Origin of the sequence: Rhodococcus sp. WS3 (assembly GCF_003797085.1) — a bacterium.
GTDB classification, from domain to species: domain Bacteria; phylum Actinomycetota; class Actinomycetes; order Mycobacteriales; family Mycobacteriaceae; genus Rhodococcus_F; species Rhodococcus_F globerula.
Genome location: NZ_RKMA01000001.1, coordinates 2,587,373 through 2,612,411, shown reverse-complemented (window position 1 = coordinate 2,612,411; position 25,039 = coordinate 2,587,373). Strand labels below are relative to the sequence as shown.

Below are 25,039 nucleotides of genomic sequence, written 5' to 3'. Positions count from 1 at the left end.
CATACATTGCTCCGAACCGGTAAAATCGTCAAGCCAGGAAACAGACTCGTAACACGGGCATAGTCGAATGAAGCAACCACGCAGTCAATGAAGCCAAGAGGACACGATGACAGTCACCCTGATCGATGTCGCAAACGCCGCCGGTGTTTCGCGAAGCACTGCATCACGCGCATTGAGTGGATCGGCGTTGATCTCTCCGCAGACCAGGGCGGCCGTGCAGGAAGCCGCGCGCAAGCTGCAGTACCGCCCCAATCGCGCCGCGAGCGCGCTGCGCTCCCGGCGGTCACACCTCATCGGTCTCGTGATGAACAACCTGCTCAACGCGTCGTTCCACACGGTCGCCGAAGTAGTGCAAAAAAGAGCGTCGGACAAGGGTTTTCAAGTCATCCTCTGCATCACAGACGCTGATGTGTCGCGTGAACGTGACGTGCTCGAGATGCTGGCCGAGCACGGCGTGGACGGGACGATCGTGATCGGTAGCGGCCGTAACGCCACCGCGACCAACGACCTGCTCTCGGGAAGCGCCGTCGTCAACCTCATTCGGACTGTGGAAGGCAGCAAAGCACCCAACGTTCTTGCCGACGACATCGACGGTGCCATGTTCGCTACCCGTCATCTACTCGCACTCGGCCACCGCAACATCGGCTATATCGGCGGCACCGACGACGCGACGTCCGGCCGTGAACGGTTCGAGGGATACCGCCGCGCGCTGGCAGAGTACGGCGTCGAGGTGGATGAATCACTGGTCAGAAAAGGCTCTTTCACAACGTATTTCGGAGCCGAGGCAATAGGTTCCCTGCTCGATCACGCGCCGAAGATGACTGCGTTGTACGCCGCCAACCACGAAGCGGTTTTCGGCATCCTTCCCACCCTCGTCGGCCGTGGCGTGAGCATTCCGAACGAGTTGTCCCTGGTGTGCCACGAGGACATGCCGTGGCTAGAGATGTGGCAACCCGCGATCACCACGATTGACAACGGTGCAGTACAACTGGCCAATGTCGCAATGGATCTTCTTTTCCAGCAAATAGATTCGGGGAAACTCGGCAAAGAAGACCATGGCCGTACCTACCGGATCGGCTCGACGCTGATCGACCGAAATTCCTGCGCGCCACATGACGGAGGTCACTGAAAACAGCAACGATCGTGGCGCACGACACGCTGTTTCGTTAACAGTTCGTTTCGTCGGTATCTCTCGCGTTAACGGCGTTGACCCTTCATCAATCGCGTGCCAAGCTCAGTGCAATCGATCCCATGAAACTGATTCGGACGATTCAGAGCCTCCCCAAAATGTGCTTTGGAGCCCGAAAAAAAATGTAGGCGGAAGCCACTCCCGAAAGGCAACTCGAAAAATGCGCAGAATCCTCGCAGTCGCAGCCGCCACCGCTTTGGCAGCCACCCTCACAGCCTGTGGATCGGGAAGCGACGACACTGCCGCTCCCACCGACTGCACCCCCACGCTGGGATCATCGGACCTCGCAGAAGAAGGCACCCTCACCATCGCCACCAACGCCACGCTCCCACCGATGCAGTACGTGGACGAGTCAGGCAAGGTCGTCGGAATGCGCGTTGACCTGGGCAAGGAGATCGCGAACCGCCTGTGCCTGCGCGCCGACTTCGTCAACATCGAGTTCGACGCCCAGATCCCCGGCGTGCAGAGCGGCCGTTGGGACATGATCGACACCGGGATGTTCTACACACCGGCTCGCGCCGAGACCATCTCGCTCGTTCCCTACGAGGTACAGGCGGTATCCGTCTCGGTGCCGGCAGGAAACCCCGAGTCCATCTCGTCCGTCGACGATCTGGCCGGTAAGACCATCGCCGTCGAGGCACCGGGATACGAGTTCGACACGCTCAACGCATTGAACGAGACATTCAGCGCCGCCGGCAAGCCGACCATGAACGTGCAAACATTCAAGACGAATGCTGATGCTTACCAAGCACTTTCGGCAGGACAAGCGGACGGGGCGGCGATCGTGAGCTCGGTAACCTCCTTCTATCAGAAGGACGGCCGCTTCGAGACGGGCGTCGACGGTATCAACAACTCACCCTTGGCCCTCGGATTCTCCCAAGGCAGCAAAACTGCCGTCGAGGTGGCGCGCGTCCTCACCGACATGCGTGCCGACGGCTACCTCCCCGCTCTGTTCGAGGAATACGGCGTCGACGGTTACGACGGCGATATCTCCGTCAGTACCGGCCCGCTGCAGCCCTGAGCTCCGCTCATCTTCAGCCCTGAGCTCCGCTCATCTTCAACGCTGAGCTCCGCTCATCTAGCCGAAAGGTAACCCCATGTGGTCCTGGGATGCATTCTTCTCGATCTTGACCAGTAAGCAGCTGCTCGAGGGCGCATGGGTCACCATCTGGCTCACTGTCGTCAGCATGGTTCTCGGCCTGATGCTGGCCGTCGTCGTTGCTGCGGCACGCTCCTCCCGCTGGTGGATTCTGCGGGCAATCGTCGGCTTCTACGTGTGGTTGATGCGCGGCACTCCCCTACTGGTGCAATTGGTCATCATCTATACCGGCTTGCCTCAGGTGGGAATCAAGCTCGGAGTCATCGAGTCCGCCCTACTCGGGCTTGTTCTCAACGAAGCCGCCTACCTGTCCGAGATCGTCCGGTCCGGACTGATGTCGGTGCCGGCCGGTCAGACCGAGGCGGCCCGGGCGCTGGGCATGTCACCGTTCAAGGTATTCCGAGTTGTAGTGCTACCCCAGGCATTTCGCGTCATGATTCCTCCGCTGGGCAACAGCTTCAACGGATTGCTCAAGACCACAACCTTGGTATCGGTCATCTCGGTCCAAGAGTTGTTGCGGCGCACACAGTTTCTGGTACAGGTCAACTTCCGAGTACTCGAAGGCCTGTGCGCGGCGGCTCTGTACTTCCTCGTCCTGACCACTGCCTGGGGAATGATTCAGCGTGTACTCGAAGCCCGCGCCGGCCGGGGATACGACCGTAACTACAAGCGCAAGAACACTTCCGGCGATGCAAATGTCGCCGAGTCGGCTCAGCTAGCGGAAGCAGTGAACAGATGACCACCACCGACATTGCCGCCGCCACAACGGTTGTTCGCGTCGAGAACATGATCAAGTCCTTCAACGACGTCCGGGTACTCGACGGCATCGATTTCAGCGTCGCCGAGGGCGAAGTTGTACTGCTGCTCGGACCGTCCGGTAGCGGCAAGAGCACCCTCCTGCGCACCCTCAACTGCCTCGAGATCATCGACTCAGGGATCGTCGAAGTATGTGGCGAATCGATGGGCTACGTCGACAGCAACGGCAAACGGCGCTTGCGCAGCGAAGCACAGATCGCGAAACAACGGCAGGGCACCGGGATGGTGTTCCAGAATTTCAACCTCTTCCCGATGATGACCGCTGTGGAGAACGTCGCAGCCGGCCCACGTCACGTACAGGGAGTACCCAAGGACGAAGCCCAGGCGCAGGCGCGCGAACTCCTCGCCCTGGTCGGGTTATCCGACAAAGCCGAGAACTACCCCTCCCAGCTCTCCGGCGGACAACAACAACGCGTGGCCATCGCCCGAGCACTGGCCATGAAGCCGAGCGTCATGCTTTTCGACGAGCCGACCTCGGCGCTCGACCCGGAAATGGTCAAGGAGGTGCTTGACGTGATGGTCCGGCTTCGCGACGAAGGTATGACCATGGTGGTGGTCACCCATGAAATGGCATTTGCCCGCGCTGCCGCGGATCGCATCGTTTTCATGAGTGACGGCAAGATCGTCGAAGACGCTGCTCCGGATCAATTCTTCGACAACCCTCGGAATCCTCGCACCCGGGCGTTCCTGGGGCAGATCCTGTGACAAAGTGGAGTCATGACACGAGTGACCGAGTCCCTCAGCAGCCAGCTTCCCGACACGTTCGACCAGGCCGTGGCCCGCGTCGAAGACTCTTTCGAGGAAACAGCAACCCGCATCAAGGAATCTGACGCAGCCGACAACGCCCGTCGCATCGCCGCTGTGGTCGCCACGGCAACTGCCCGTGGCGCCGGACAGCTCGGCCTGTTCCTGGGCCGTCAGAGCGCTGTTCTCGCCAAGAAGGGCGTGGAGTGTGCAAAGTCCCTCCCCGCCAAGTCAGCGGCGCGCGCAGAGCGTGAACCGAAGCCGCGTGGACGTAAGCGCATCGGCCTGTTCGTCATTGCCGGTGTGGCTGTGATCGGTGGAGCTGTTTTCTACAAGAGCCGCCACCGCGAGCACCCGCCGGTGGCGTCGGCTCCGCCGCGAGTGGACGAACAGACTGCGTAGATCTTGAAGCTAAGAGGCCCGGAACACAGTGTGTTCCGGGCCTCTCTTCGTTGGTGAGCGCCAGTCAGCAGTTCGACGGCGCCGGAACGTTGTTGAACCGATCGATCATGTAGCCGATGGATTCCGGGGTTCCCGTGATGTACGGGGCTAGGTGGCCCAGTGCAACACCCGGAGCGACAGAGGGCAGCTCGTTGACGGAGAACTGCACCGTCGCGCCGTTGCTGCACCATTCCCGCGCGAGTTCCTGTCCCTGGCCGAACGGCACGATGTCGTCAGCTCGCCCGTGCTGGATCAGGACCGGCGACGTCGGCGTCAGGTTGCCGATCTTCTGTTCTGCCAGGATCCCCTGTGCAACGGGCAAGCGATCGAGCACAACCGACAACGATTCGCCCGATTTCGTGAACTCCGACGTCTTCTGGAAGGCAAATTGCAGGCCCGTCTCGCCGACGCACTGATTTTTGGTCGCCGCGAGCATCGCGCGTCCACGATCGTTGATTTCCGCGTCGAGTAGCGGCTCCACGTCGGGGTACTGAGCCACGATTCCGTTGAGCGCGTATCCGATCAAGCCGGTGAGAAATGTGCCGTCGATCTGCTCGAGGGTGGCTTCCAGATCAGCCGGAGGAGCGCCCGCGTACGTGCCCTTCAGATCGAGCTCCGGGGCGTACGACGGCTTCAGCTCCGTTGCTGCAGCGGCAGCGCCGCCACCCTGCGAATAACCCCACAGGCCGACGGGCCCGTTGTCGGGAATGCTGGTGTTCGGAAGTTGCTGCGCAGCCCGCACCGAATCGAGGACGGCGTGCGCTTCGGCGGCGCGGTTCACGTACGTGTGGTCGCCCGGCGTTCCCAGCCCGTCGTAGTCGGTGACCACAACGGCAATGCCGTTGAGCAACAACATATTCACCCAGATGGACTCGTAGCCGACCATCACGTCCGTCGGAAACCTGTATTCCAGTCCGGTGTTGAACAGCTTGGACGGGGCACACTGGTCACCTTGTCCGTGAGTACCTACTGCGCTGGCAACCAGTGGACGCGCCCCCTGCCCGGTCCACGGGTTTGTCGGCTCGAGATACGTGCCGGTGACTGCAACGGGAGCACCAGTGGCGTCTTCGCTGCGGTACATGATCTTGGTGGCGGTAGCCGGCCACGGACCATTCGATCCCGGCACGCTGAGAAGCAAGGGCGTCGGCTCACTGCGAATGAGGTCGCCGTTGTCCCCGGCGGGCAGTTCAGTCGGCGGAGTGTAGAAATCCGCCGGCTCAGCTGCCGCGAACGGCGCCGTTGCAGCACTGACCACCAGTGCTGCAACGGACAGGCCTGCTGCCCACCACATTCGGTTCTTCACGTTCACGTTCTCCCCACGTCGTTTGCACTGTGCTCTGACACACAGTGAACGCAGGGTAACATATACCGCAAAACAAACTTACCGGTAAGGAAAGAACCTTAGAGTCGTTGCTGTACAGCTACTTTCACCTATTTCGTCGGCTCCACATTGTTGGTCAGGAGCGCACGCAACTGCTCGGTGTTCTCCGGCGTCCACGTCGTCGGATGCAAGATGTTGGCCCACATGTCCGCGGCATCTTCGCCGTAGTTGTGCCCATGACCCGACGGAACATCCGCCGAGAACACCATGTCGAGCGTGACCTGCCAGAACGTCACAAGAGGAATCCACGTCATACCCGGATCCACGTCGCGACCCTCCGGCTTTTCGCTCAACCAGTCCGGCTTGTTGAGGAGGAGGTCGAACGACCACCACGTGATGGGGTCACTGGCGTGCTGCCAGTAGACGATTCGATCGTCAGCCCAGTCGGCCTCGAGCTCCAGGTCGATCGGATCAGCGGCAAAACGGATCGACTCGCCGCCGTCGATCACGGGAAGGATCTCCCGCGAACCAGAGTCACGATTGTTCGTGATCTCCTGCCACTGCTCCGTGAAGTTGGGTGTGCCCACCCACAAAGCTCCGTCGACGCGCGTCATCATGTCCTGGTCCCCGGCAAAAGCTGCCTGGCCGCCGTACGAACCAAGGCTCTCACCGAACACAACCAACTCGGGACGCGTCTCCACGGGCAGGTTGATCCACTCCGCAAAAACAGCGTTGAACAACGCGCGGCCGGCAACCATCGGAGTTTCGCGGTCCGCGATGAAGGCCAACGGACTCGGCAGGAACGAGTACTGCATCGACGCAATGGCGGTGTCACCGTCCTCGACATATTCGAACGCCGACGCCACATCCTCGTTGACCCAACCACGACCCGTGGTTGTCACGACGGCCAGAGTTCCGCGGTCGAACCCACCGGTGCGCTTGAGTTCGTCCACAACCCGGTTTGCCACGCCGCGAATCGAATCCGAGGACTCACGCCCGGCATACACGCGGATCGGCTGCTTCGCCTCACGCCCCGTCAGCGCCGTGATCTCCGCCGCGGTGGGGCCACTACCCATGAAGGTGCGCCCTTCCTGCCCCAGCGAGTCCCAGGCTTCCGCAGACATCGGTGAACCACTGCGTTCGGCAATGAGCGGCTGTTCGATACCGTCCGGAGTTTCGGTATCCGCACCAGAGAAGCTCCAGTTCGCGAACGCGATCAACCCGTTGTACAGCGCACCGTTCACGACAAAGACAGCAAGAGCGAGAACCACAACAAGGCTGGCGACCTTCGCCGCTTCCTTCGGGACGAACCGCAATGCGAACTGCGAAAGGCGGTTCGTGGAATGGCGAATGCCCCGCGATGCCTCGAGCAGAATGAACCAGATGAACAGCGAAATGAGCGCAACCAGAAGGTAGTTTGCCGCACTGTCACGCGGCATACCGACAAGTTCACGGACGATCCGCTGCCACCGCGCCCCCAGAATCAAGAAGAGCGGAACCGCGATCACGGCCACCACCGCCATCGTCCGCCACGCGATCTTCTTCGTGCGCTCCGACCACTGCGGTTCGACGCCACACTTACGAACCGTCCACGCGACCAGAGTTCCGATCGCATAACCCATTGCCAGCGAAATGCCCGTCGCAACGCCCTGCAAGTACCACACTCGGGGCAGGAGCGACGGGGTCATCGACCAGGTGAAAAACACCAGTGCAAAGGCAAGGCCGACAGGATGAAGCGTCCCGCAATAGCGGCGTATGCGGTCCCACACAGATCTCATGCGGGAATCGTAAGCGCAGAGCGTCCGATTTCAGGCACCGTACCGCCCAGTCGGCATGCTAATTCTCACGATCTGGGTGCGCACATACAAAAACACCCTCCCAGTTTCCCGGGAGGGTGTTTTCTTACTGTGGAGCCTAGGAGATTCGAACTCCTGACATCTGCCTTGCAAAGGCAGCGCTCTACCAACTGAGCTAAGGCCCCGTTCGGTTTTCCGACCGGAGTCAGAGTACCTATGTTCTAGCTTGTTTCCAAATCGTGCCAAACCTTGTCTCCGCGCTGACTTTTGATCAACTTGGTGACTACGAGAGACACCAGAATGCTAGCCCCGACAAGCAGGAAAACCTTCATTCCAGCAACCCTTCTTCGGCACAAGGAGTGGGCCTAGGAGGACTTGAACCTCCGACCTCTTCATTATCAGTAAAGCGCTCTAACCACCTGAGCTATAGGCCCCTGAACCGGTTTCAAAGATTACCCCACCGGCCCGCTAACACCAAAACGGGTCCGGTGGGGCAACGTTTATGCAGGTCAGTCGCGGTCTGCGAGAGTTACCTCGACGCCGCCAACCAAGTCACTGCAGAGGTTGTAGATGAACGATCCGATCGTGACGAGCGCGGTGAACAACACCATGTTCGCCAAACCGATCACTGCGGAATAGCCGAAGACTTGCCCCGCTGTCACCAGTCCGTCGGATCCGCCATCGGACACGATGTCCGTAAAAGCGTTGTTCAGGCGGTCCCAGACGCCCATACCGTCCAAAACGACGTACAGAAGACCGACAGCCACCATCCACACGAAGAAAAGTGAAACCGAGATCACAGAAGTGATCTTGAGCGTGGACCACGGATCGATACGACGAATCTGCACCGTCGCCCGTAAAGGCCCCCCGCCGGACGCAGCCGCAACGGCAGCGACGTGATTTTTGTCACCAACGGCCGCCTGCGGCAGGGGATGCTTCGCCTCGGAGAGGTCCGGCATGTCCTTCGGCAGATCCTTGCGGCTGATATGCCGAGTCGGACCGTCGATCGCCGCAGCCTTGGCCCGGGGACCGGCCGGAGCATTTCCGGCCGGTGCGTTGGGCCCCTTCGGCGGGGCAACCGTCTTATTCGCCACAGTCTTGTCGGCGACGGTCTTGTTCGCGACGGTCTTGTTGTCGACCGCGTTGTTCATGGCCGCGTTGTTCGTGACCTTCGGAGCAGCCGTTCCCGTGACCACCGGCCGAGCCGGCGGCTGCGACGGAGATCCAGGACCTGTTGGCCGCTGGTTCGGCGGACCGACCGGCGGTTTCCCGGCAGCAGGCGCAGGCCCCTTCCGAACCTCGGGTCGCGGCGCAGCCGGACGGGTGATGTTGGTCTGGGGTTCGCGCTGCTGCACCCCAGGCTGCTGAGAAACAGGCTGCTGAGAAACAGGCTGCTGTGCCCCTGCCTGCTGTGTAACAGGCTGCTGCGGACCTGACTGCTGCTGACCACGCTGCCACGGCGGCGCCTGATTACCCCGTGCCTGATTAGCCGGTGCAGGCGCGTCAGGTGCCTTCGGGGCAGCGGGAGCAGCCGGTGAACTCTTCCCAGCCGCAGGCTGTGCCGACTTGTCGGCCACAGCCTTGGAATCGGCGGCAGAGCCGCTTGGCTTACCAGCGGCCGGAGGTTTCGAAGCCTCAACGGGAGACTGCGAGCCCCCTGCACCCGCCGGAGCAGCTGGCTGCTCCGGCTTTGGGGGCGTCGAACCGGAAGTGCTCGTGCTCTTCTGGTCACTGCCCGGCTGGTTGGGAGTGCTCACTAGGACTCCTTAGCTCCATCGGCATTGTCTGCACTGTCGGTGTTTGCGGCAGCGATCTCTTCGGGTTCGTCGGCGTTGCGCGCAATTGCGAGCAAGGTGTCGCCTTCGCCGAGGTTCATCAGACGCACGCCCTTGGTCTGGCGTCCGGCCTTACGAACCTGCTTGGCAGCTGTCCTGATGACGCCGCCGCCCGAGGTGATCGCGTACAGCTCGTCGTCGTCGTCGACGATGAGCGCTCCGACCAGAGTGCCACGTTTCTTGTCGTACTGAATGGTGAGTACGCCCTTGCCGCCGCGACCCTGGACCGGGTAGTCCTCCATGCCGGTTCGCTTGGAGTAACCACCGGAAGTGGCGACCAGCAGGAACTTGCCTTCACGGACGACGTTGAGCGAGAGCAGCTCGTCCTCGCCGTTGAAGCGCATGCCCTGGACACCGGACGTTGCGCGACCCATGGGCCGTAGTGCTTCGTCAGTGGCCGAGAAACGGATCGACTGGCCCTGTGCCGAGACGAGAAGCAGATCGTCGTCGGCGGAGCACAGAACAGCTCCGACCAATTCGTCGTCGCCCCGCAGGTTGATGGCAACGATGCCGCCGCTGCGGTTGGAGTCGAAGTCCGTGAGCTTGGACTTCTTGACCAGACCGTTGCGGGTGGCAAGTACCAGGTAAGGCGCGTCGTCGTACGTCTTGATCTGGATGACGGACTGGATGCGCTCGTCCGGCTGGAAGGCCAGCAGGTTGGCGACATGCTGACCTCGAGCGGTGCGGCTGGCCTCGGGCAGTTCGTATGCCTTGGCGCGGTAGACGCGGCCCTTCGTGGTGAAGAACAGCAGCCAGTCGTGCGTCGAACTGACGAAGAAGTGCGAGACGATGTCGTCCTGCTTGAGGCCGGCACCCTGAACGCCCTTGCCGCCGCGCTTCTGCGAGCGGTACAGGTCGGTCTTGGTGCGCTTGGCGTAGCCGGTCTCGGTGATCGTGACAACAACGTCCTCACGGGCGATGAGGTCTTCGTCGTTGACGTCGCCGTCGGCGGCGATGATGCGAGTACGACGGTCGTCGCCGTACTTGTCGACAATTTCCTTGAGCTCGTCACGAACGATCGCGCGCTGACGCTCAGGCTTGGCCAGAATGTCCTTGTAATCGGCGATTTCGATTTCGATTTCGGCCAATTCGTCGACGATCTTCTGACGCTCGAGGGCGGCCAGACGTCGCAGCTGCATCGCGAGGATCGCGTCGGCCTGAATCTCGTCGACGTCGAGGAGGTTCATCAATCCGGCCCGGGCGACGTCGACGGTCTGCGACGCACGGATCAAGGCGATGACCTCGTCCAAAGCGTCGAGAGCCTTGACCAGACCACGCAAGATGTGAGCGCGCTCTTCGGCCTTACGGAGCAGGTACTGGGTACGACGGACGATGACCTCGAGCTGATGCGTCGTGTACAGACGAATCATCTGGTCGAGGCGCAGCGTGCGCGGCACACCGTCGACGATGGACAGCATGTTGCAGCCGAAGCTGGTCTGCAGCTGCGTGTGCTTGTACAGGTTGTTCAACACAACCTTGGCAACGGCGTCACGCTTGACCGTGACAACGATGCGCATGCCGACGCGGTCGGAAGACTCGTCGTGAATATCGGAGATGCCGGCGATCTTGGCGTCACGAACCTGATCCGCGATGGAGGTGATCAGGTTGTCAGGGTTGACCTGGTAGGGCAGCTCGGTGATGACAATTGTGGTGCGGCCCTTGGCATCTTCTTCGACCTCGACCACACCGCGCATACGGACGGAGCCGCGACCGGTGGTGTAGGCGTCCTGAATACCCTGGCCGCCCACGATGAGGCCGTGCGTCGGGAAGTCCGGTCCCTTGACCCGCTCCATGACGGCAGCGAGAGTGGATTCCTCGTCGGCTTCGTAGTTCTCGAGTGCCCAGTAGATGGCTTCGGCAACTTCACGCAGGTTGTGCGGCGGAATGTTGGTGGCCATACCGACGGCAATGCCGTTGGAGCCGTTGATCAGCAGGTTCGGAACACGGCTGGGGAGAACCGTCGGTTCCTGCGTCTTACCGTCGTAGTTCGGTGTGAAATCGACTGTGTCGTGGTCGATTTCACGCAACATCTCCATGGCGAGCGGAGTGAGCCGGCACTCCGTGTAACGCATGGCGGCGGCGCCGTCGTTGCCACGGGAACCGAAGTTGCCCTGACCGTCGACGAGGGGGTACCGCAGCGACCACGGCTGGGCCATACGGACCAGGGTGTCGTAGATCGAGGAGTCGCCGTGGGGGTGGTAGTTACCCATGGTCTCGGCGACCGGACGGGCAGACTTCACATATCCGCGATCGGGGCGATTGCCGGTGTCGTACATCGCGTACAGCACGCGGCGGTGCACGGGCTTGAGGCCGTCGCGCACATCCGGCAGAGCGCGACCGACGATGACGCTCATGGCGTAGTCGATGTAGCTGCTCTGCATTTCCTGCTGGATGTCGACCGGTTCGATGCGGTCGTGCTGCGGTCCGTCCGGTGGCAACGTGGTGTCGGTCATGAGTTCACTTTCTTAAGAAGAAGATGGGGGCGAGCCCCTTGTGCGCCTTTGTGGTTGTCGGAGCTACCGGAAAGGCGCACAGGGCCGTAGGCCCTACACGTCGAGGAAACGGACATCCCTGGCATTGCGGATGATGAAGCTGCGCCGGGCCTCGACGTCCTCACCCATCAACACGCTGAACAGTTCGTCGGCGGCAGCGGCGTCGTCCAACGTCACCAAGCGCAGAACGCGCACCGTCGGGTCCATCGTGGTTTCCCACAGTTCCTTGGCGTTCATCTCGCCAAGGCCTTTGTAACGCTGGATGCCGTCGTCCTTGTTGATCTTCTTGCCGGATTCGAGACCAGCCTTCACCAAGACGTCGCGCTCACGATCGGAGTACGCGAATTCCGGCTCGCTGCGCTGCCACTTCAGCTTGTACAGCGGCGGCTGGGCCAGGTAGACGTGACCGTGCTCGACCAGCGGGCGCATGAAGCGGAACAGCAGCGTGAGCAGCAGCGTCGCGATGTGCTGACCGTCGACGTCGGCGTCGGCCATGAGCACGATCTTGTGATAGCGCAGCTTCGCGATATCGAACTCGTCGTGGATGCCGGTGCCGAAGGCGGTGATCATCGACTGGATTTCGGTGTTCTTCAATGCGCGGTCAAGACGGGCCTTCTCGACGTTGAGGATCTTGCCACGCAGCGGCAGAATTGCCTGGTACATCGAGTCGCGGCCGGACTTGGCCGAGCCACCTGCCGAGTCGCCCTCCACGATGTAGATCTCGGACTTTTCCGGATCGTTGGAGCGGCAGTCCGCAAGCTTGCCTGGCAGGCCACCGAGATCGGTCGCGCTCTTACGGCGAACCAATTCGCGGGCCTTACGGGCAGCGATACGGGCCTGCGCCGACGAGACCGCCTTGTTCACGATGGTCTTGGCGTCAGCGGGGTTGGCCTCCAGCCAGTGCTGAAGGTGCTCGTTGCACGCCTTCTGCACAAAGGACTTGACCTCGGTGTTGCCGAGCTTGGTCTTGGTCTGGCCCTCGAACTGCGGCTCACCGACCTTGACCGACACGATGGCCGCGAGACCCTCACGGATGTCGTCACCGTTGAGGTTCTGCTCTTTTTCCTTGAGCAGCTTCTTGTCACGGGCGTACTTGTTGACGACCGTGGTGAGCGCCGCGCGGAAGCCCTCTTCGTGCGTTCCACCCTCATGCGTGTTGATGGTGTTGGCGAAGGTGTGCACGGACTCCGAGTAACCGGAGTTCCACTGCATTGCTACCTCGAGCTCGTGGCCCGTGCCCTTGGCCGTGAATCCGACCACCGAGTTGTGGATGGGGCTCTTGGACTTGTTGATGTGACGGACGTAGTCCTCGAGTCCACCCGGGTAGTGGTAGACGCGGGTCTTGGCCTTGCGCGGAGCGGCAGCAGCCGCTTCCTGCGTCTCGGCTGCCGACTTGGGTGCCTCCGCGACGTCGATCGATTCCTCGTCGACATCGATGACCTCGGCGCGCTCGTCGGTGAGCGTGATCGTCAGACCCTTGTTGAGGAAAGCCATTTCCTGCAGGCGACGCGCAACGGTCTCGAAGTTGTAGCGCGTGGTCTCGAAGATCTCGGGATCCGCCCAGAAGCTGACCGTGGTTCCGGTCTCCTTGGTGGCGGGACCTTGAATCAGCTCGCCGGGCTTGGAGTCCGTGTACGTCTGATGCCACTCGTAGCCGTCGACCTTGATGTCGACGTCGAGCCTGGTGGAGAGCGCGTTGACCACCGAGATGCCCACACCGTGCAGACCACCGGAGACGGCATAGGAATCGGAGTCGAACTTGCCACCGGCGTGCAGCTGAGTCAGCACGACCTCGACGGTGGGAACTCCGGACGCGTGCATTCCGACCGGGATGCCACGACCGTCGTCGACGACGCGAATTCCGCCGTCTTCGAGGAGGGTGACCTCGACCTTGGTGGCGTGTCCGGCCATCGCCTCGTCGACAGAGTTGTCGACGACCTCCCAAATCAGGTGGTGCAGGCCGCGCTCACCGGTGGAACCGATGTACATGCCTGGGCGCTTACGTACCGCTTCCAGTCCTTCGAGGACTGTGATGGACGACGCGTTGTAGTCCTTGCTGGAAGTGCTTGTATCTGACTTCTGGGCAGCCACGGGTTGGTAGCTCTCCTTCTCCGTCAATACTCGAGCGCAGCCGTCAGCAAGCCCTTGCGGGTGTCGTCGGAGCGGGTTCGAGAATGTTGCCGCTAGTTACCGGAGACCATCTTACTGGTAAGCACCGACAGGAACCGCCCAATGACACCCCTGGCTGCGCCACAGGCGAATTATTTTGGTCCTGGGAGGGTGAATCGCTAGGACGTTTGCTTCTCCCGGCGACGCTCTCTCAGGCTCGCAATAAAGGCCTGCGCATGTTCGGCAACCTCGCCGGCGTGTGAAATCGGCGACCAGTGACCGGCCGCAATTTCGGTTCGCCGCAGGTCGGAGACCCATTTTTCCGTATCTTCGAAGCCCACCGGGCGAACTGCCTTGTCGTACTTGTTCAGGATCAACTGAACGGGAACGTCCGTGTACCGTTCACGCGGTTTGCCCAGAGCAGGCCGAATATTGGCTCGGTACAACTTGAGACCGTTAACCATGTCGTCGGCAATTGTCGGCGCGGTCACCACCGATTTCGGGTCGAGACCGTCGAAAAATCCCAGAAATGCCGGCCAGTGCTTGGAAAACCACAGCCGCAACGGCACCGTGCACAGACCTGGAATCTGAAACAGCACCGTGTACGCCGACGCCACAGCTTGCGCGGCCGGCCCGCGGAACCGCCGCTTGGACGCACTGGAACGGATCCATTTACCGAGATGGTCGAGATTCGGTCCCGATATGGAACTGAAGGATGCGATCTTTTCCTCGGCGCCCGGCTCGCAGACGGCCTCCCAGGTTTCGACGGATCCCCAGTCATGAGCAACGACGTGAACCGGCTCGTTCGGACTGACGGCGTCGATCACGGCAAACAGATCACCGGCCATCGCACTGAGTTGGTAGTCCTGCACTCGCGACGGGATCGTGCTCTCGCCGGCCCCACGGCTGTCGTAGGTGACAACACGGAAATTGTCGGCCAGCAGCGCCGCGACGCGGTTCCACAGTTCGTGAGTGTCCGGCCACCCGTGAACGAGGACGATCGTCTCACCGTCCACCGGGCCCTGCTCGAATACGGCAAGGCTGACGGCACCGTTGGTGACGCTGCGTGCAGTTACGGCATGGAGAGGCGCGTGCTTGGTCATCTGCAGACCCTTCGTAGGTGAGTAGAACTAGAGATCGAGTACCAGTCGTCCGCCGTCGGAACGCGACACACAAATCAGCATCTCGTTTTCGCGTTCGGCATCGGTCAGTCGGTTTTCGCGGTGATCCGGAGTGCCGGCGAGGACCTTCACCCGGCAGGTCCCGCAGAAGCCTTGCTGGCACGAGTAGCCGACACCGGGCAGGGTTTTCCGGACAACGTCGAGTGCCGACTGGTCGGCATTCACGGTCAACACTTCACCGGAGCTGACCAATTGAACTTCGAACGGGACCCCGCCAATTACCGGCGGAGCTCCAAATCTTTCGAAATGCAAAGCCGTGGAGTAGGTTTCACGAAAACTCGTGCGCACTGCGTCGAGCATGGGCGTCGGGCCACAGCAATACACGGCTCCACCTTCCGGAGCCTTTTCCAGAAGATCTGTGGCAGTGGGTAATCCGAATTCATCGTCAGGCCGCACGAATACTCGTTCCGGTTCCCAGGTAGCGATCTCCTCGAGGAACGGCATGGACTCGCGGGAGCGGCCCGAGTACACGAAGTGCCAGTCCATTCCCAATTCCCTTGCAGCCCGCACCATTGCAATGATCGGAGTAATTCCGATACCACCGGCAATGAAGAGTGCACCACCCTCGCCGACAAAGGGAAACCCGTTGCGCGGACCACGAACTGTCACGTGCTCGCCTGGTTGCAGTGCGTGCATTTCGACGGAACCACCACCACCGTCGGGAATTCGGCGCACGGCGACGGTATATCCCCAGCGATCAGCGGGGTCACCGCAGAGCGAATACTGTCGACGCAAACCGGAAGGCAAATGGAAATCCAGATGAGAGCCGGGCTGCCACGGGGGAAGCGGCGAGCCGTCTGCAGACTCGAAGCGCAGGCGGACAACATTCTCGTCTGTCGCCACCACTTCACGGGCACTGACCACCATGTTCAGCGCGGTATCCGGGTTGTGACCGGCGATCTTCGGGTTGTAGTCGTATGCCGTCAGAACGCGAAGGTACTTGTCCGCCAACGACTCTGTGATCCGCATAGCCCGATCGGGGCGAGCGCGACCTGCGAGATCTGGCGGAGCCTGGTGCCGCGGAAGACCGTCGTGCCCGATCAGGACGTCCTTGATCCTGGCAATCGACGGAATCACCGTGCCGCCGCCTGCGCAGCCGGCGAGGACGCCAGGTACTTCACGGCCTGAGCCGTCGAACCTTCTTTTCCGGGGTGATACGACTTGGAGAAGTACGTCGACATCCGCTTGACCAGTTCGAAACTGGTGGGGACGGTGCCGCGCTTGCCTGCTGCCACAAAATCCGACAAGTGCGGGCGACGCCGACTCGGCGCCTGGTTGGCAAGTTCGGGATCGTTGCGCATCAGGAATCGGGTACCGCGGATCCACAACCACACGATGACGGGCGTGACCAGGATCTGAGTGCGGATACGGCGGGTTTCACGCTTGTCGAAGTAGCGCATCACGTCGTACGCGACGGAGCGGTGTTCGACTTCCTCGGCTCCGTGCCAACGAAGCAGGTCGAGCATCGTCGGGTGCATACCGGCCCGATCCAGACCGTCGGCGTTGAGAACCCAGTCACCGAGAAACGCTGTGATGTGTTCGATGGCCGCGATGATCGCCAGACGCTCGACCAGGTGATTTTCGGCTCGCAAGCCTGTCAGGGGACGGGGTCCGAGCAGCTTCGAGAAGGCCCATTCCATCTGCTGCGTGTACGCCGTCGGATCAAGTCCATTTTCTTTCAGATGGACCAGCACACCGGTGTGAGCACCGGCGTGCATGGCTTCCTGGCCGATGAAGCCGACAACGTCGTCACGAAGTTTCTCGTCCTCGATGAGAGGGAGTGCTTCCTTGAACGTTTCGACAAACCACTCTTCACCGGCCGGGAGCAGCAGATGCAGCACGTTGAGTACGTGAGTACTGAACGGGTCACCCGGAATCCAGTGCATTGGCAGGTCGGACCAGTCGAATTCGACATTGCGTGCCTGCAACAAGATGTGATCAGGCTCGGCGTGTACCTTGCTCGGCATCTGACTACCCCTTCATGCTCTGTGACACAGTTCACCCAGAACTAGGGTAACTGTAACATGAAGTAATAGGTACAACCAGGCCTTGCTCAGCCGTACGTATCGCGAGGTCCGCGGCCTTTGACGTGCCTTTCGCCCTTACGCCAACTGGGCGCGCTCGGCCCGGTAATCCGTAGTGTCTTCACGACGCCGTCACCCACAGCCACTGCGATTTTCGCGAGAATCTGGGACTGCATCATCCGCAACTGAGTCGCCCAGGCCGTCGACTCCGCCGAGATGCTCAGAACCCCTTCACGAAGGGAAATGGGCTCGGCGTGCGCCGAGATGTCTTCACCGACAACCTGCGGCCACCGGCCGAGAACCGTCCCTTCGGACACTCTCGGGGACCAGCCGCGTGATTTGGATACCGCGCTGGTCAGTGCACCGAACGGTTGTGGGTCGCGGGCATCGGGGCCGGGGCCGGACCACCCTCCGCGTCGACGCGGCCTACCGCTACCGAACTTGGGCGACGACCGGCCCTGGCCGACAGCTTTGCCGTTGGCCTTAGCCGCAGCACGGGCCTCCTCGAGGGCTCGGCGAGCCAAATCGATACCCCGAAGTTCGGGCTCTTTTTCGTCAGTCACGATTCTCGACCCCCTCGGACAAGTCCGTCGTCGCAGACCAGTCTTTCGAGACTATCCGTGAAATACGACCTTCGGGTGTTTCCGATGCTTCGACGCCGAACTTGGCTGCCTCGAGTTCGTCCGGAACGTCCTCCGGAACTGCGGCGGTGACAATGACCTGTTCAGCGGTGGCGGCGACCGCAGCCAACGCACGGCGACGGCGCCGATCCAATTCCGCAAAAACGTCGTCGAGCAGTAGTACTGGGTCACTGCCTTCTGTTCGCAGCAACGCAAACCCCGCGAGCCGCAGCGACAACGCAAACGACCACGATTCCCCATGGCTGGCAAAGCCCTTTGCGGGGCTGTCCCCGAGAATCAACTCCAGGTCGTCACGGTGCGGACCGACCAGACATACCCCCCGATCGATTTCCTTGGTTCGCATCACCGACAATTCGTGATGGAAACGCTCCTCGAGGTACGCGACGTCGTCGATTCCGGGAATCCTTGTGGGATCGGTGAATTCAGGATCCAACGACGTTCCGAGGCTGCTGCGGTATCGCATCGACGCTGGCCTCGATTCCGGCGCTATCGAGCGATACGACTCGGCAAGGTGCGGAGCGAGATCGTGAACCAATTCGAGACGTCCGGCCAACAATTGTGCGCCGTGCGCCGCCAAATGCCCGTCCCACACCTCGAGGGTGGAGAGAACATTCTCGCCGCTACCGGAACCGCGTCGTAGTGCCCCGCCCGCCGTTTTCAGCAGCGCTGAGCGTTGACGTAACACCTTGTCGTAATCCGCACGTACAGCGGCCATTCGAGGGATGCGGAACGTCAACAGTTCGTCGAGATATCGCCGGCGGTCACCAGGATCACCGCGAACCAACGACAGATCCTCCGGCGCAAACATCACGGATTGAAGGATGCCGAGTACTTCGCGGGGACGCCGCGCCGGCGACTGATTTATCCTGGCGCGGTTGGACTTTCCCTCGATCAGCTCGACGTCGATGGTGAGTTCACGACCGGAATTGACCACCGTTGCACCGGCAAAAGCGCTAGCGGAACCGTTGCGAATCATCGGGGCATCAGAAGAAACCCGATGAGAGGACAGCGTCGACAAGTAGCCGAGCGACTCGAGGATGTTGGTTTTACCGTGCCCGTTGGAACCGAGGAACACAGTTGTTCCCGGTACCAGATCGAGTGTCAGGGAATCCCACGAACGGAAGTCCCGCAACGAGAATCTACGAACGAACACTCATGCCGCCCAACAGCAATTATCAGCCTGGAAGTCGAACCGGCATCAGCAGGTAGGTGTATTCGCTCGAGGGCGCAGCGAAGTTACCCGACTCATCCGGTGTCGGATCTTCGTCGGTAGCCGGACGCAGAACTGCGGGACGGCTGGGCGTCGTGAAGCCGAACAGGACGTTCTCGCTGTGCAGCGAGTTCAGTCCATCCGTGAGGTATCCGGGGTTGAACGCAATGGTCAACGGCTCACCCTGGAACGTTGCGTTGAGAGTTTCCTCAGCGCGGCCGGCGTCGTCGCCACCAGCGGAGAGCAGCAGTCCCTCGGAAGAGAACTGCAAACGCACCTGAGCGCCACGCTCTGCCACGAGAGCTACACGCTTGATGGCTTCGATCAGCGGAACAACCTCGACGGTTGCCATGGCCGTGTGCTGCGCCGGCAGAAGCTGGCGGAACTTCGGGAACTCGGCATCGAGGAGGCGAGTCGTTGTGCGACGGCCGTCGTTGACGATACCGAGGAGACCGTCGTTACCGATGCTCGAGCCGGAACCGAGAGCCAGCTCGACCGGCGAACTTGCGTTTCCGGCAAGCGTTTTCGCGGATTCGGACAGGGTCTTTGCCGGGATGAGAACCGCAGCCTCGACATCGGGGTTTGCCGGCATCCATTCGAGCTCACGGACAGCAAGACGGAAACGGTCGGTCGCAGCCAGAACAATGGAATTCTGGGCGATCTCGACGCGAATACCGGTCAACATCGGCAGGGTGTCATCTTTACCAGCTGCGATGGCAACCTGACTGATCGCTTCGGAGAACAGATCTACCGGGATGGAACCCGACTGCTGCGGAAGCGTCGGAAGCTGCGGGTAGTCCTCGACCGGCATCGTCGGCAGGGAGAACTTTGCACTTCCGCACGAGATCAGAACGCGAGTGCCCTCGAGGGTGACATCGACAGGCTTGTTGGGCAAGGACTTGGTGATGTCGGCAAGGAGGCGACCGGAAACCAGGACCTGACCGACAGTGGTGACATCTGCGGAAACGCGAACCTGAGCGGACACCTCGTAGTCGAAGCCGGAGACCGTGAGTCCCTGTTCGGTTGCATCGAGAAGAACGCCACCGAGAACGGGAACCGGCGGCCTCGAGGGGAGGCTACGGGCAACCCATGCAACTGAATCTGCGAACTCTTCCCGGGATACGCGAAACTTCAGGCTTCCAAGCTCCATCGCCGGGTAATTCCTCTCGGTAGGCATGTTCTGGTGACAGCAAGTCTGGCACAGACGTCAGATGACAAGTTTGGCACAACGGGGTGCGACGCCAACCGTATGCCCTCGAGGGGCGATCAGGAAAGCCGAGACGGGGACGAGCGAGGCCCGTTCCGAGGTTCCTCACAGGAGTTGTCCACAAATCTACTTTTAAAGAGCTTTTCCTAGAAATTTCTCAGTAGTAGTAATAAGTCCTGTGCAATCTGTGGAGTAACGGTTGTCGATGCAGGTCTGCCCCCTCGAGGGCTTGTGGACTTCTCGAGGACAGACTCGAGGAGCGATCAGGCCCCTCTGTGCACAGACAAGAAGTTTTCGGATTACTCCTCGAGATCTCCACAGACTTTCGAAGTTATCCACACAGTTATCCCCAGATGTGAATACTTTCCAGAAGAAACGAAAGGTTTAACTTAATCGGCGTGTCGAACCCTGGCGTGTCGTGGGTTTGGAGGAATGACACGCCCTCGAGGGACGCAGTCGACACAGCGGTGCCCCCTCGAGGGAAGGACTTTCCCCCTCGAGGGGGCACCGGTAAAAAATGCAGGTCAGCGCTTGGAACGCTGCTTGATCCGAGCCGTCAGCTCTTGTACCTGGTCGTACACCTTGCGACGTTCGGTCATTTCCTTACGGATCTTCTTGTCCGCGTACATGACCGTGGTGTGGTCACGCCCGAACGTCTGACCGATCTTCGGCAATGACAAATCCGTCAGCTCACGGCACAGATACATAGAGATCTGGCGTGCCTGAGCGAGCGGACGGGCCTTACCCGGCCCGCAGAGGTCGTCGATCGACATATTGAAGTATTCGGCCGTCACGGCCATGATCGTCGCCGCATTGATCTCGAGGCTCGACGAATCGGGCATCAGGTCCCGAAGGACAACTTCCGCCAACGTGAGATCCAACGGCTGCCGATTGAGCGAGGCAAACGCGGTGACACGAATCAACGCGCCCTCGAGCTCGCGGATGTTGCGCTCGATCCGGCTGGCGATCAGCTCGAGGACGTCGTGCGGCACCTCGAGGCGATCCATCCGCGCCTTCTTACTCAAGATCGCGATACGCGTCTCGAGTTCCGGCGGCTGAACGTCGGTGATCAGGCCCCATTCGAATCGCGTCCGCAGACGCTCCTCGAGGGTTGCCAACTGCTTGGGCGGCCGGTCGGAGGAGACGACGATCTGTTTGTTCGCGTTGTGCAAGGTGTTGAAGGTGTGGAAGAACTCTTCCTGGATACCTTCCTTGCCTTCGATGAACTGGATGTCGTCGACGAGGAGGACGTCCGTCTCGCGGTAGCGGCGCTTGAATGCCACCTTGCGGTCGTCGCGAAGACTGTTGATGAAGTCGTTCGTGAATTCTTCCGTGGAGACGTACTTCACGCGCATACCGGGAAAGAGCCGTTGCGCATAGTGGCCGGCCGCGTGCAGCAGATGCGTCTTGCCGAGCCCGGACGCGCCCCAGATGAAGAGAGGGTTGTAGGCCCGGGCGGGCGCCTCCGCGATCGCGACCGCGGCAGCGTGAGCAAATCGGTTGGACGAACCGATGACAAACGTGTCGAACGTGTACTTCGCGTTGAGGCTGTTTGCACCGGAATTCGACGAGGACGGCGTCGACGGCGGTTTCGTGAAGTACGACGGCCACGATTCGTGAACGCTCGCCAATGCTTCCCGGTCGTCGTCGACCTCTTCGCTCTCGGCGGTCTCGGAGTCGGATGGTTCTCCGTCGCCTTCGGTGAATCGGCGTCGACGGTAGGCGCCGGAACTGCTGACCGATTCGAACTGCCGGCTTCCCGTGCGCTCTTCCGGTTCTGCCGAATCTTCGTCGGGAGGAGCGATACGGACGCCGAGGCCCTCGACCTGTCCACCGAGATGTCGTCCGAGTGCTTGCAGAATCGGTTCGCGCAGATCGCGCTCGATGGTCTCCTGAGCGAAGGACGACGGAACCGAGAGGAGTGCAAATCCTTGCGCGAGTGTGAGTGGTCTCACCAGGCGGACGAATGCCTTCTGCTTACTACTCAGTATCGGAAGATCGTTCCCGGGGTCATCACTCGTGAGTTCTGCAACCACGTCGACCCAGGCACGTTCGAGCGCGTTGGGATCGTCGTTCACGTGGTTCCTTCCGTGTTTCACCGACAGCGAGTGCGCTGGCGCTACCGAGCACGTTGCTGCGGCATGGATGTTCGGTGGTGGGGATGTGCGCTGGTGTGACACTTTTGTTATGTCTGTTGGTGTGTCTGCCACCTGAGGTGAGAAACCTCGTAACAGCCTACGAATATGCCACCTGAACTGTGTTTCCACACAATTATCCACAGATGTGGACAAACGTGCACCGAGTCGGTTTATTTGTGGGATTTTTCCTGAGAATCCAACCCGAAGTCGATCTACCTGGCCTTTTGTTGTAACTCGAGGCGTTGGACACTCGGCGGTAGCGGTGCGTTGATACTCACAGCCCTGTGGATGAATGCCAAAACTTGGGTTTCCGTGTCGCAACCTGACCCCCGGACCGAACGTGCAGATGAGGCCTTGTCGAGTGCTCTTCCGCCGGAATTGCGTACACCGGGTTTTGTATGCTCTGAGCACCGTTGCGAAAATGTTGCCAAGGTCACACTCGGTGCCTCGCTCGAGGTCAACGACCTATGCACATCCGGGTTCGAAAATCGGGGATTCGAGGACATTCGGCGTGTCGCTTCTGCTTCGGAGGAGTGTCCGCCGAATGCGCTGGTTTGACCTTGGCAACGGTGGTAAGTAACCTCGAACAGTCACCCGCTGGTGGTGATCGTTTCGTGCTGACTACATATGTCGGGTCGGAAGGATTATCCAAGCCGCTTGCCGGGTGGAGAAGACCGTTAGATCCAAGGCGCTCAGGTGGCGCCGATCAATTAGAGGGCGCCGGGAGGCGCCAATGAACTTCGAGGAGTGTTGACCGTGGCCAAGGGCAAGCGGACGTTCCAGCCGAATAATCGCCGCCGCGCGCGTGTTCACGGCTTCCGTCTTCGTATGCGTACCCGTGCGGGTCGTGCAATCGTTTCGGCGCGTCGCCGTAAGGGCCGCGATTCCCTGACAGCCTGATCTGATTCTGAGATCAGGAGCTCGGGGTGTTGCCTGAGCCGTACCGGTTGCGCCGCCACTCGGATTTTTCCGTGGCGGTGCGACGTGGTCGTCGTATGGGAAGACGCGACCTTGTCGTGCACGCGTTTAATCGCGAGCAGGTAGAGGCGTTGGTAGTAACAAATCACGGTCCCCGATTCGGGCTGATCGTGAGCAAGGCTGTCGGGCCGGCGGTGATTCGACATCGAGTCGCGCGCCGGCTTCGTCATATATGTGCAGACCTCGCACAACAGGTTTCACCGGAAACCGATGTGGTTATTCGTGCACTTCCGGGTAGCGCGAGCGCCAGTTCCGATGAGTTGGCCAAGCAGTTGCGCGCAGGTCTGGGCAAAATGAATCTATTGGTGTCGGTAAGTGAAGAGCCATGAGTACTCCGCTCGATGAGCAGATCGAAACTCCCTCAGCCTCCCGTTTTCTGACGGTTTTGAAGGCTGTGCGTCGCGCTCCCGCCACTGTTCTCATCTTCTGTATCGAGTTGTACCGGACGTATGTGTCGCCCCTGCGGATGCCGACCTGCCGGTTCACCCCCACGTGTAGCGAGTATGCGGTGGATGCCCTCCGTACACACGGGGCGATCAAAGGCCTTTTCTTGACTGTGGTGCGGTTGGCGAAGTGTGCCCCCTGGCATTCTGGAGGGTGGGACCCCGTTCCGCCCCGTCGTGGCCGTGATGCGGGTTGCCGCCACCGCGGTCCTATGGACGAACAGAGGAGTACTTAGAGCCGTGCTCAATTTCATTTACTATCCGGTCTCCGCGATTCTGTGGGTCTGGCACAAGGTCTTCGGCTTTGTGTTCGGCGCAGACAGCGGTTTCGCCTGGGCACTCGCAGTGGTGTTCCTGGTGTTTACGCTGCGTGCGGTTCTGTACAAGCCGTTCGTGAAGCAGGTCCGCACCACCAGACAGATGCAGGAACTGCAGCCGCAGATCAAGGCTCTGCAGAAGAAGTACTCAGGTGACCGTCAGCGTCAAGCTGTCGAGATGCAGAAGCTCCAGAAAGAGCACGGATTCAACCCGATCATGGGTTGCCTCCCGGTCTTGGCTCAGGCACCCGTCTTCATCGGTCTGTTCCACGTTCTACGTTCGTTCAACCGAACCGGAACCGGTATGGGTCAGCTGGGTATGGATCCCGCTACGAACGCCAGCACGCCTAACTACGTGTTCAGCGCTGCGGATGTGCAATCCTTCCTGGACGCACGTCTGTTCGGTGCACCGATCTCGGCTGCGATCACAACCCCCGTCGCACAGCTTCAGGCTTACGTCACCGAGAACGTTCCCGAGTTGCCGTCACGACTGAACATCATCCTGGTTGCAGCTCCGCTGATGATCATCGCGAGCATTGCTACGCACTTCAACTCCCGCGCATCCGTCGCCCGCCAGTCCGAAGCTGCCGCAGCGAATCCACAGTCCGCGATCATGAACAAGCTCGCGCTCTACGTTTTCCCGCTCGGTGTTCTGGTCGGTGGACCGTTCCTGCCTATCGCAATTCTTCTGTACTGGGTTGCCAACAACATCTGGACCTACGGTCAGCAGCACCTCGTCTTCCGCAAGATCGATGCCGAAGAAGAAGAGAAGAAGCAAGAAGCGATCTCACGTCGAAACGACAATGCTCCCAAGCCCGGTGCTCGCCCGAATCCCGCCAAGAAAAAGGGATCTCCGGCAGCACTGAGTGCGACGGAATCATCAGACGAATCCGAGTTGCCCGAGGTATCTCTCAACAAGGCCGACAAGCCAGCGACCAAGCCCACCGGCTCGGGGGGTGGCGGCGCTTCGGCGAAACCGAAACAGAACCGGCCACAGAGCAATCGCGGTAACTCCCCCAAGCGCAATAAGCGGCGCTGATCGAGGAAAGAGAACGACC

General features: G+C 60.7%; 21 protein-coding genes and 2 tRNA genes. 9 read left to right on the top strand and 14 right to left on the bottom strand.

Annotated features, from left to right (window positions below):
- Positions 1-106: 106 nt before the first annotated feature.
- The 5 genes from EEB13_RS11850 (at position 107) to EEB13_RS11830 (ending at position 4,250) form a co-directional block, all read left to right on the top strand.
- Positions 107-1,129 carry a LacI family DNA-binding transcriptional regulator gene (locus EEB13_RS11850; protein WP_033235320.1) on the top strand — a complete coding sequence of 341 codons (1,023 nt, stop codon included), beginning with the start codon at positions 107-109 and terminating at the stop codon, positions 1,127-1,129.
- Between the two features lie 220 nt (positions 1,130-1,349).
- Positions 1,350-2,210, top strand: coding sequence for an ABC transporter substrate-binding protein (locus EEB13_RS11845; protein WP_033235319.1), 861 nt, complete (start codon positions 1,350-1,352; stop codon positions 2,208-2,210).
- 76 nt (positions 2,211-2,286) lie between these two features.
- Positions 2,287-3,027 carry an amino acid ABC transporter permease gene (locus EEB13_RS11840; RefSeq protein ID WP_141485316.1) on the top strand — a complete coding sequence of 247 codons (741 nt, stop codon included), beginning with the start codon at positions 2,287-2,289 and terminating at the stop codon, positions 3,025-3,027.
- Positions 3,024-3,809: an amino acid ABC transporter ATP-binding protein gene (locus EEB13_RS11835; RefSeq protein WP_033235317.1), complete on the top strand. Its 786-nt coding sequence runs from the start codon at positions 3,024-3,026 to the stop codon at positions 3,807-3,809. Before EEB13_RS11840 ends, EEB13_RS11835 begins: the two co-directional genes overlap by 4 nt.
- A 12-nt stretch (positions 3,810-3,821) precedes the next feature.
- Positions 3,822-4,250 (top strand): hypothetical protein, encoded by a 429-nt coding sequence (locus EEB13_RS11830; protein ID WP_033235316.1) that lies wholly within the window; start codon positions 3,822-3,824, stop codon positions 4,248-4,250.
- A 64-nt stretch (positions 4,251-4,314) separates the two neighbouring features.
- On the opposite strand, the gene EEB13_RS11825 is transcribed toward EEB13_RS11830, so the two are convergent.
- The 14 genes from EEB13_RS11825 to dnaA form a co-directional block, all read right to left on the bottom strand.
- On the bottom strand, positions 4,315-5,592 hold the full coding sequence (locus EEB13_RS11825) for a lipase family protein (RefSeq protein WP_045066077.1): 1,278 nt from the start codon (positions 5,590-5,592) through the stop codon (positions 4,315-4,317).
- A 128-nt stretch (positions 5,593-5,720) separates the two neighbouring features.
- A complete protein-coding gene (locus tag EEB13_RS11820) occupies positions 5,721-7,388 on the bottom strand; it encodes an alpha/beta hydrolase (RefSeq protein WP_033235315.1) in 1,668 nt (555 codons plus the stop codon).
- A gap of 130 nt (positions 7,389-7,518) precedes the next feature.
- Positions 7,519-7,591: transfer RNA gene (locus EEB13_RS11815), tRNA-Ala, on the bottom strand.
- Between the two features lie 175 nt (positions 7,592-7,766).
- A tRNA-Ile gene (locus EEB13_RS11810) sits at positions 7,767-7,840 on the bottom strand.
- Between the two features lie 75 nt (positions 7,841-7,915).
- On the bottom strand, positions 7,916-9,163 hold the full coding sequence (locus tag EEB13_RS11805) for a DUF3566 domain-containing protein (RefSeq protein WP_141485315.1): 1,248 nt from the start codon (positions 9,161-9,163) through the stop codon (positions 7,916-7,918).
- Positions 9,163-11,694 (bottom strand): DNA gyrase subunit A, encoded by a 2,532-nt coding sequence (gyrA, locus tag EEB13_RS11800; protein ID WP_033235313.1) that lies wholly within the window; start codon positions 11,692-11,694, stop codon positions 9,163-9,165. Before gyrA ends, EEB13_RS11805 begins: the two co-directional genes overlap by 1 nt.
- A gap of 93 nt (positions 11,695-11,787) precedes the next feature.
- Positions 11,788-13,824: a DNA topoisomerase (ATP-hydrolyzing) subunit B gene (gene gyrB, locus EEB13_RS11795; protein ID WP_033235312.1), complete on the bottom strand. Its 2,037-nt coding sequence runs from the start codon at positions 13,822-13,824 to the stop codon at positions 11,788-11,790.
- Positions 13,825-14,021: 197 nt separating this feature from the next.
- A complete protein-coding gene (locus tag EEB13_RS11790; RefSeq protein WP_141485314.1) occupies positions 14,022-14,945 on the bottom strand; it encodes an alpha/beta fold hydrolase in 924 nt (307 codons plus the stop codon).
- 27 nt (positions 14,946-14,972) lie between these two features.
- Positions 14,973-15,992, bottom strand: coding sequence for a PDR/VanB family oxidoreductase (locus EEB13_RS11785; RefSeq protein ID WP_410055763.1), 1,020 nt, complete (start codon positions 15,990-15,992; stop codon positions 14,973-14,975).
- A gap of 104 nt (positions 15,993-16,096) precedes the next feature.
- Positions 16,097-16,990, bottom strand: a complete 894-nt coding sequence (locus EEB13_RS11780; protein ID WP_033235310.1) for a metal-dependent hydrolase — start codon at positions 16,988-16,990, stop codon at positions 16,097-16,099.
- 86 nt (positions 16,991-17,076) lie between these two features.
- Entirely contained in the window at positions 17,077-17,610 is a 534-nt protein-coding gene (locus EEB13_RS11775) for a DUF721 family protein (protein WP_033235309.1), read from the bottom strand.
- Positions 17,603-18,841 (bottom strand): DNA replication/repair protein RecF, encoded by a 1,239-nt coding sequence (gene recF, locus EEB13_RS11770; protein ID WP_045066067.1) that lies wholly within the window; start codon positions 18,839-18,841, stop codon positions 17,603-17,605. The genes EEB13_RS11775 and recF overlap by 8 nt, the downstream gene beginning before the upstream one ends.
- A gap of 22 nt (positions 18,842-18,863) precedes the next feature.
- Entirely contained in the window at positions 18,864-20,048 is a 1,185-nt protein-coding gene (dnaN, locus tag EEB13_RS11765) for a DNA polymerase III subunit beta (protein WP_033235307.1), read from the bottom strand.
- Positions 20,049-20,629: 581 nt separating this feature from the next.
- Positions 20,630-22,183: a chromosomal replication initiator protein DnaA gene (gene dnaA / locus EEB13_RS11760; protein WP_033235306.1), complete on the bottom strand. Its 1,554-nt coding sequence runs from the start codon at positions 22,181-22,183 to the stop codon at positions 20,630-20,632.
- A gap of 816 nt (positions 22,184-22,999) precedes the next feature.
- Here dnaA and rpmH point away from each other — a divergent pair.
- From rpmH to yidC, 4 genes are read left to right on the top strand one after another with little or no spacing between them, the layout of a single operon-like run.
- Positions 23,000-23,143: a 50S ribosomal protein L34 gene (gene rpmH, locus EEB13_RS11755; protein ID WP_003942540.1), complete on the top strand. Its 144-nt coding sequence runs from the start codon at positions 23,000-23,002 to the stop codon at positions 23,141-23,143.
- Positions 23,144-23,169: 26 nt separating this feature from the next.
- Positions 23,170-23,550 (top strand): ribonuclease P protein component, encoded by a 381-nt coding sequence (gene rnpA / locus EEB13_RS11750; protein WP_092805317.1) that lies wholly within the window; start codon positions 23,170-23,172, stop codon positions 23,548-23,550.
- Entirely contained in the window at positions 23,547-23,900 is a 354-nt protein-coding gene (gene yidD, locus EEB13_RS11745) for a membrane protein insertion efficiency factor YidD (protein ID WP_072782717.1), read from the top strand. Before rnpA ends, yidD begins: the two co-directional genes overlap by 4 nt.
- 4 nt (positions 23,901-23,904) lie before the next feature.
- Positions 23,905-25,020 (top strand): membrane protein insertase YidC, encoded by a 1,116-nt coding sequence (yidC, locus tag EEB13_RS11740; protein ID WP_141485313.1) that lies wholly within the window; start codon positions 23,905-23,907, stop codon positions 25,018-25,020.
- Positions 25,021-25,039: the final 19 nt, after the last annotated feature.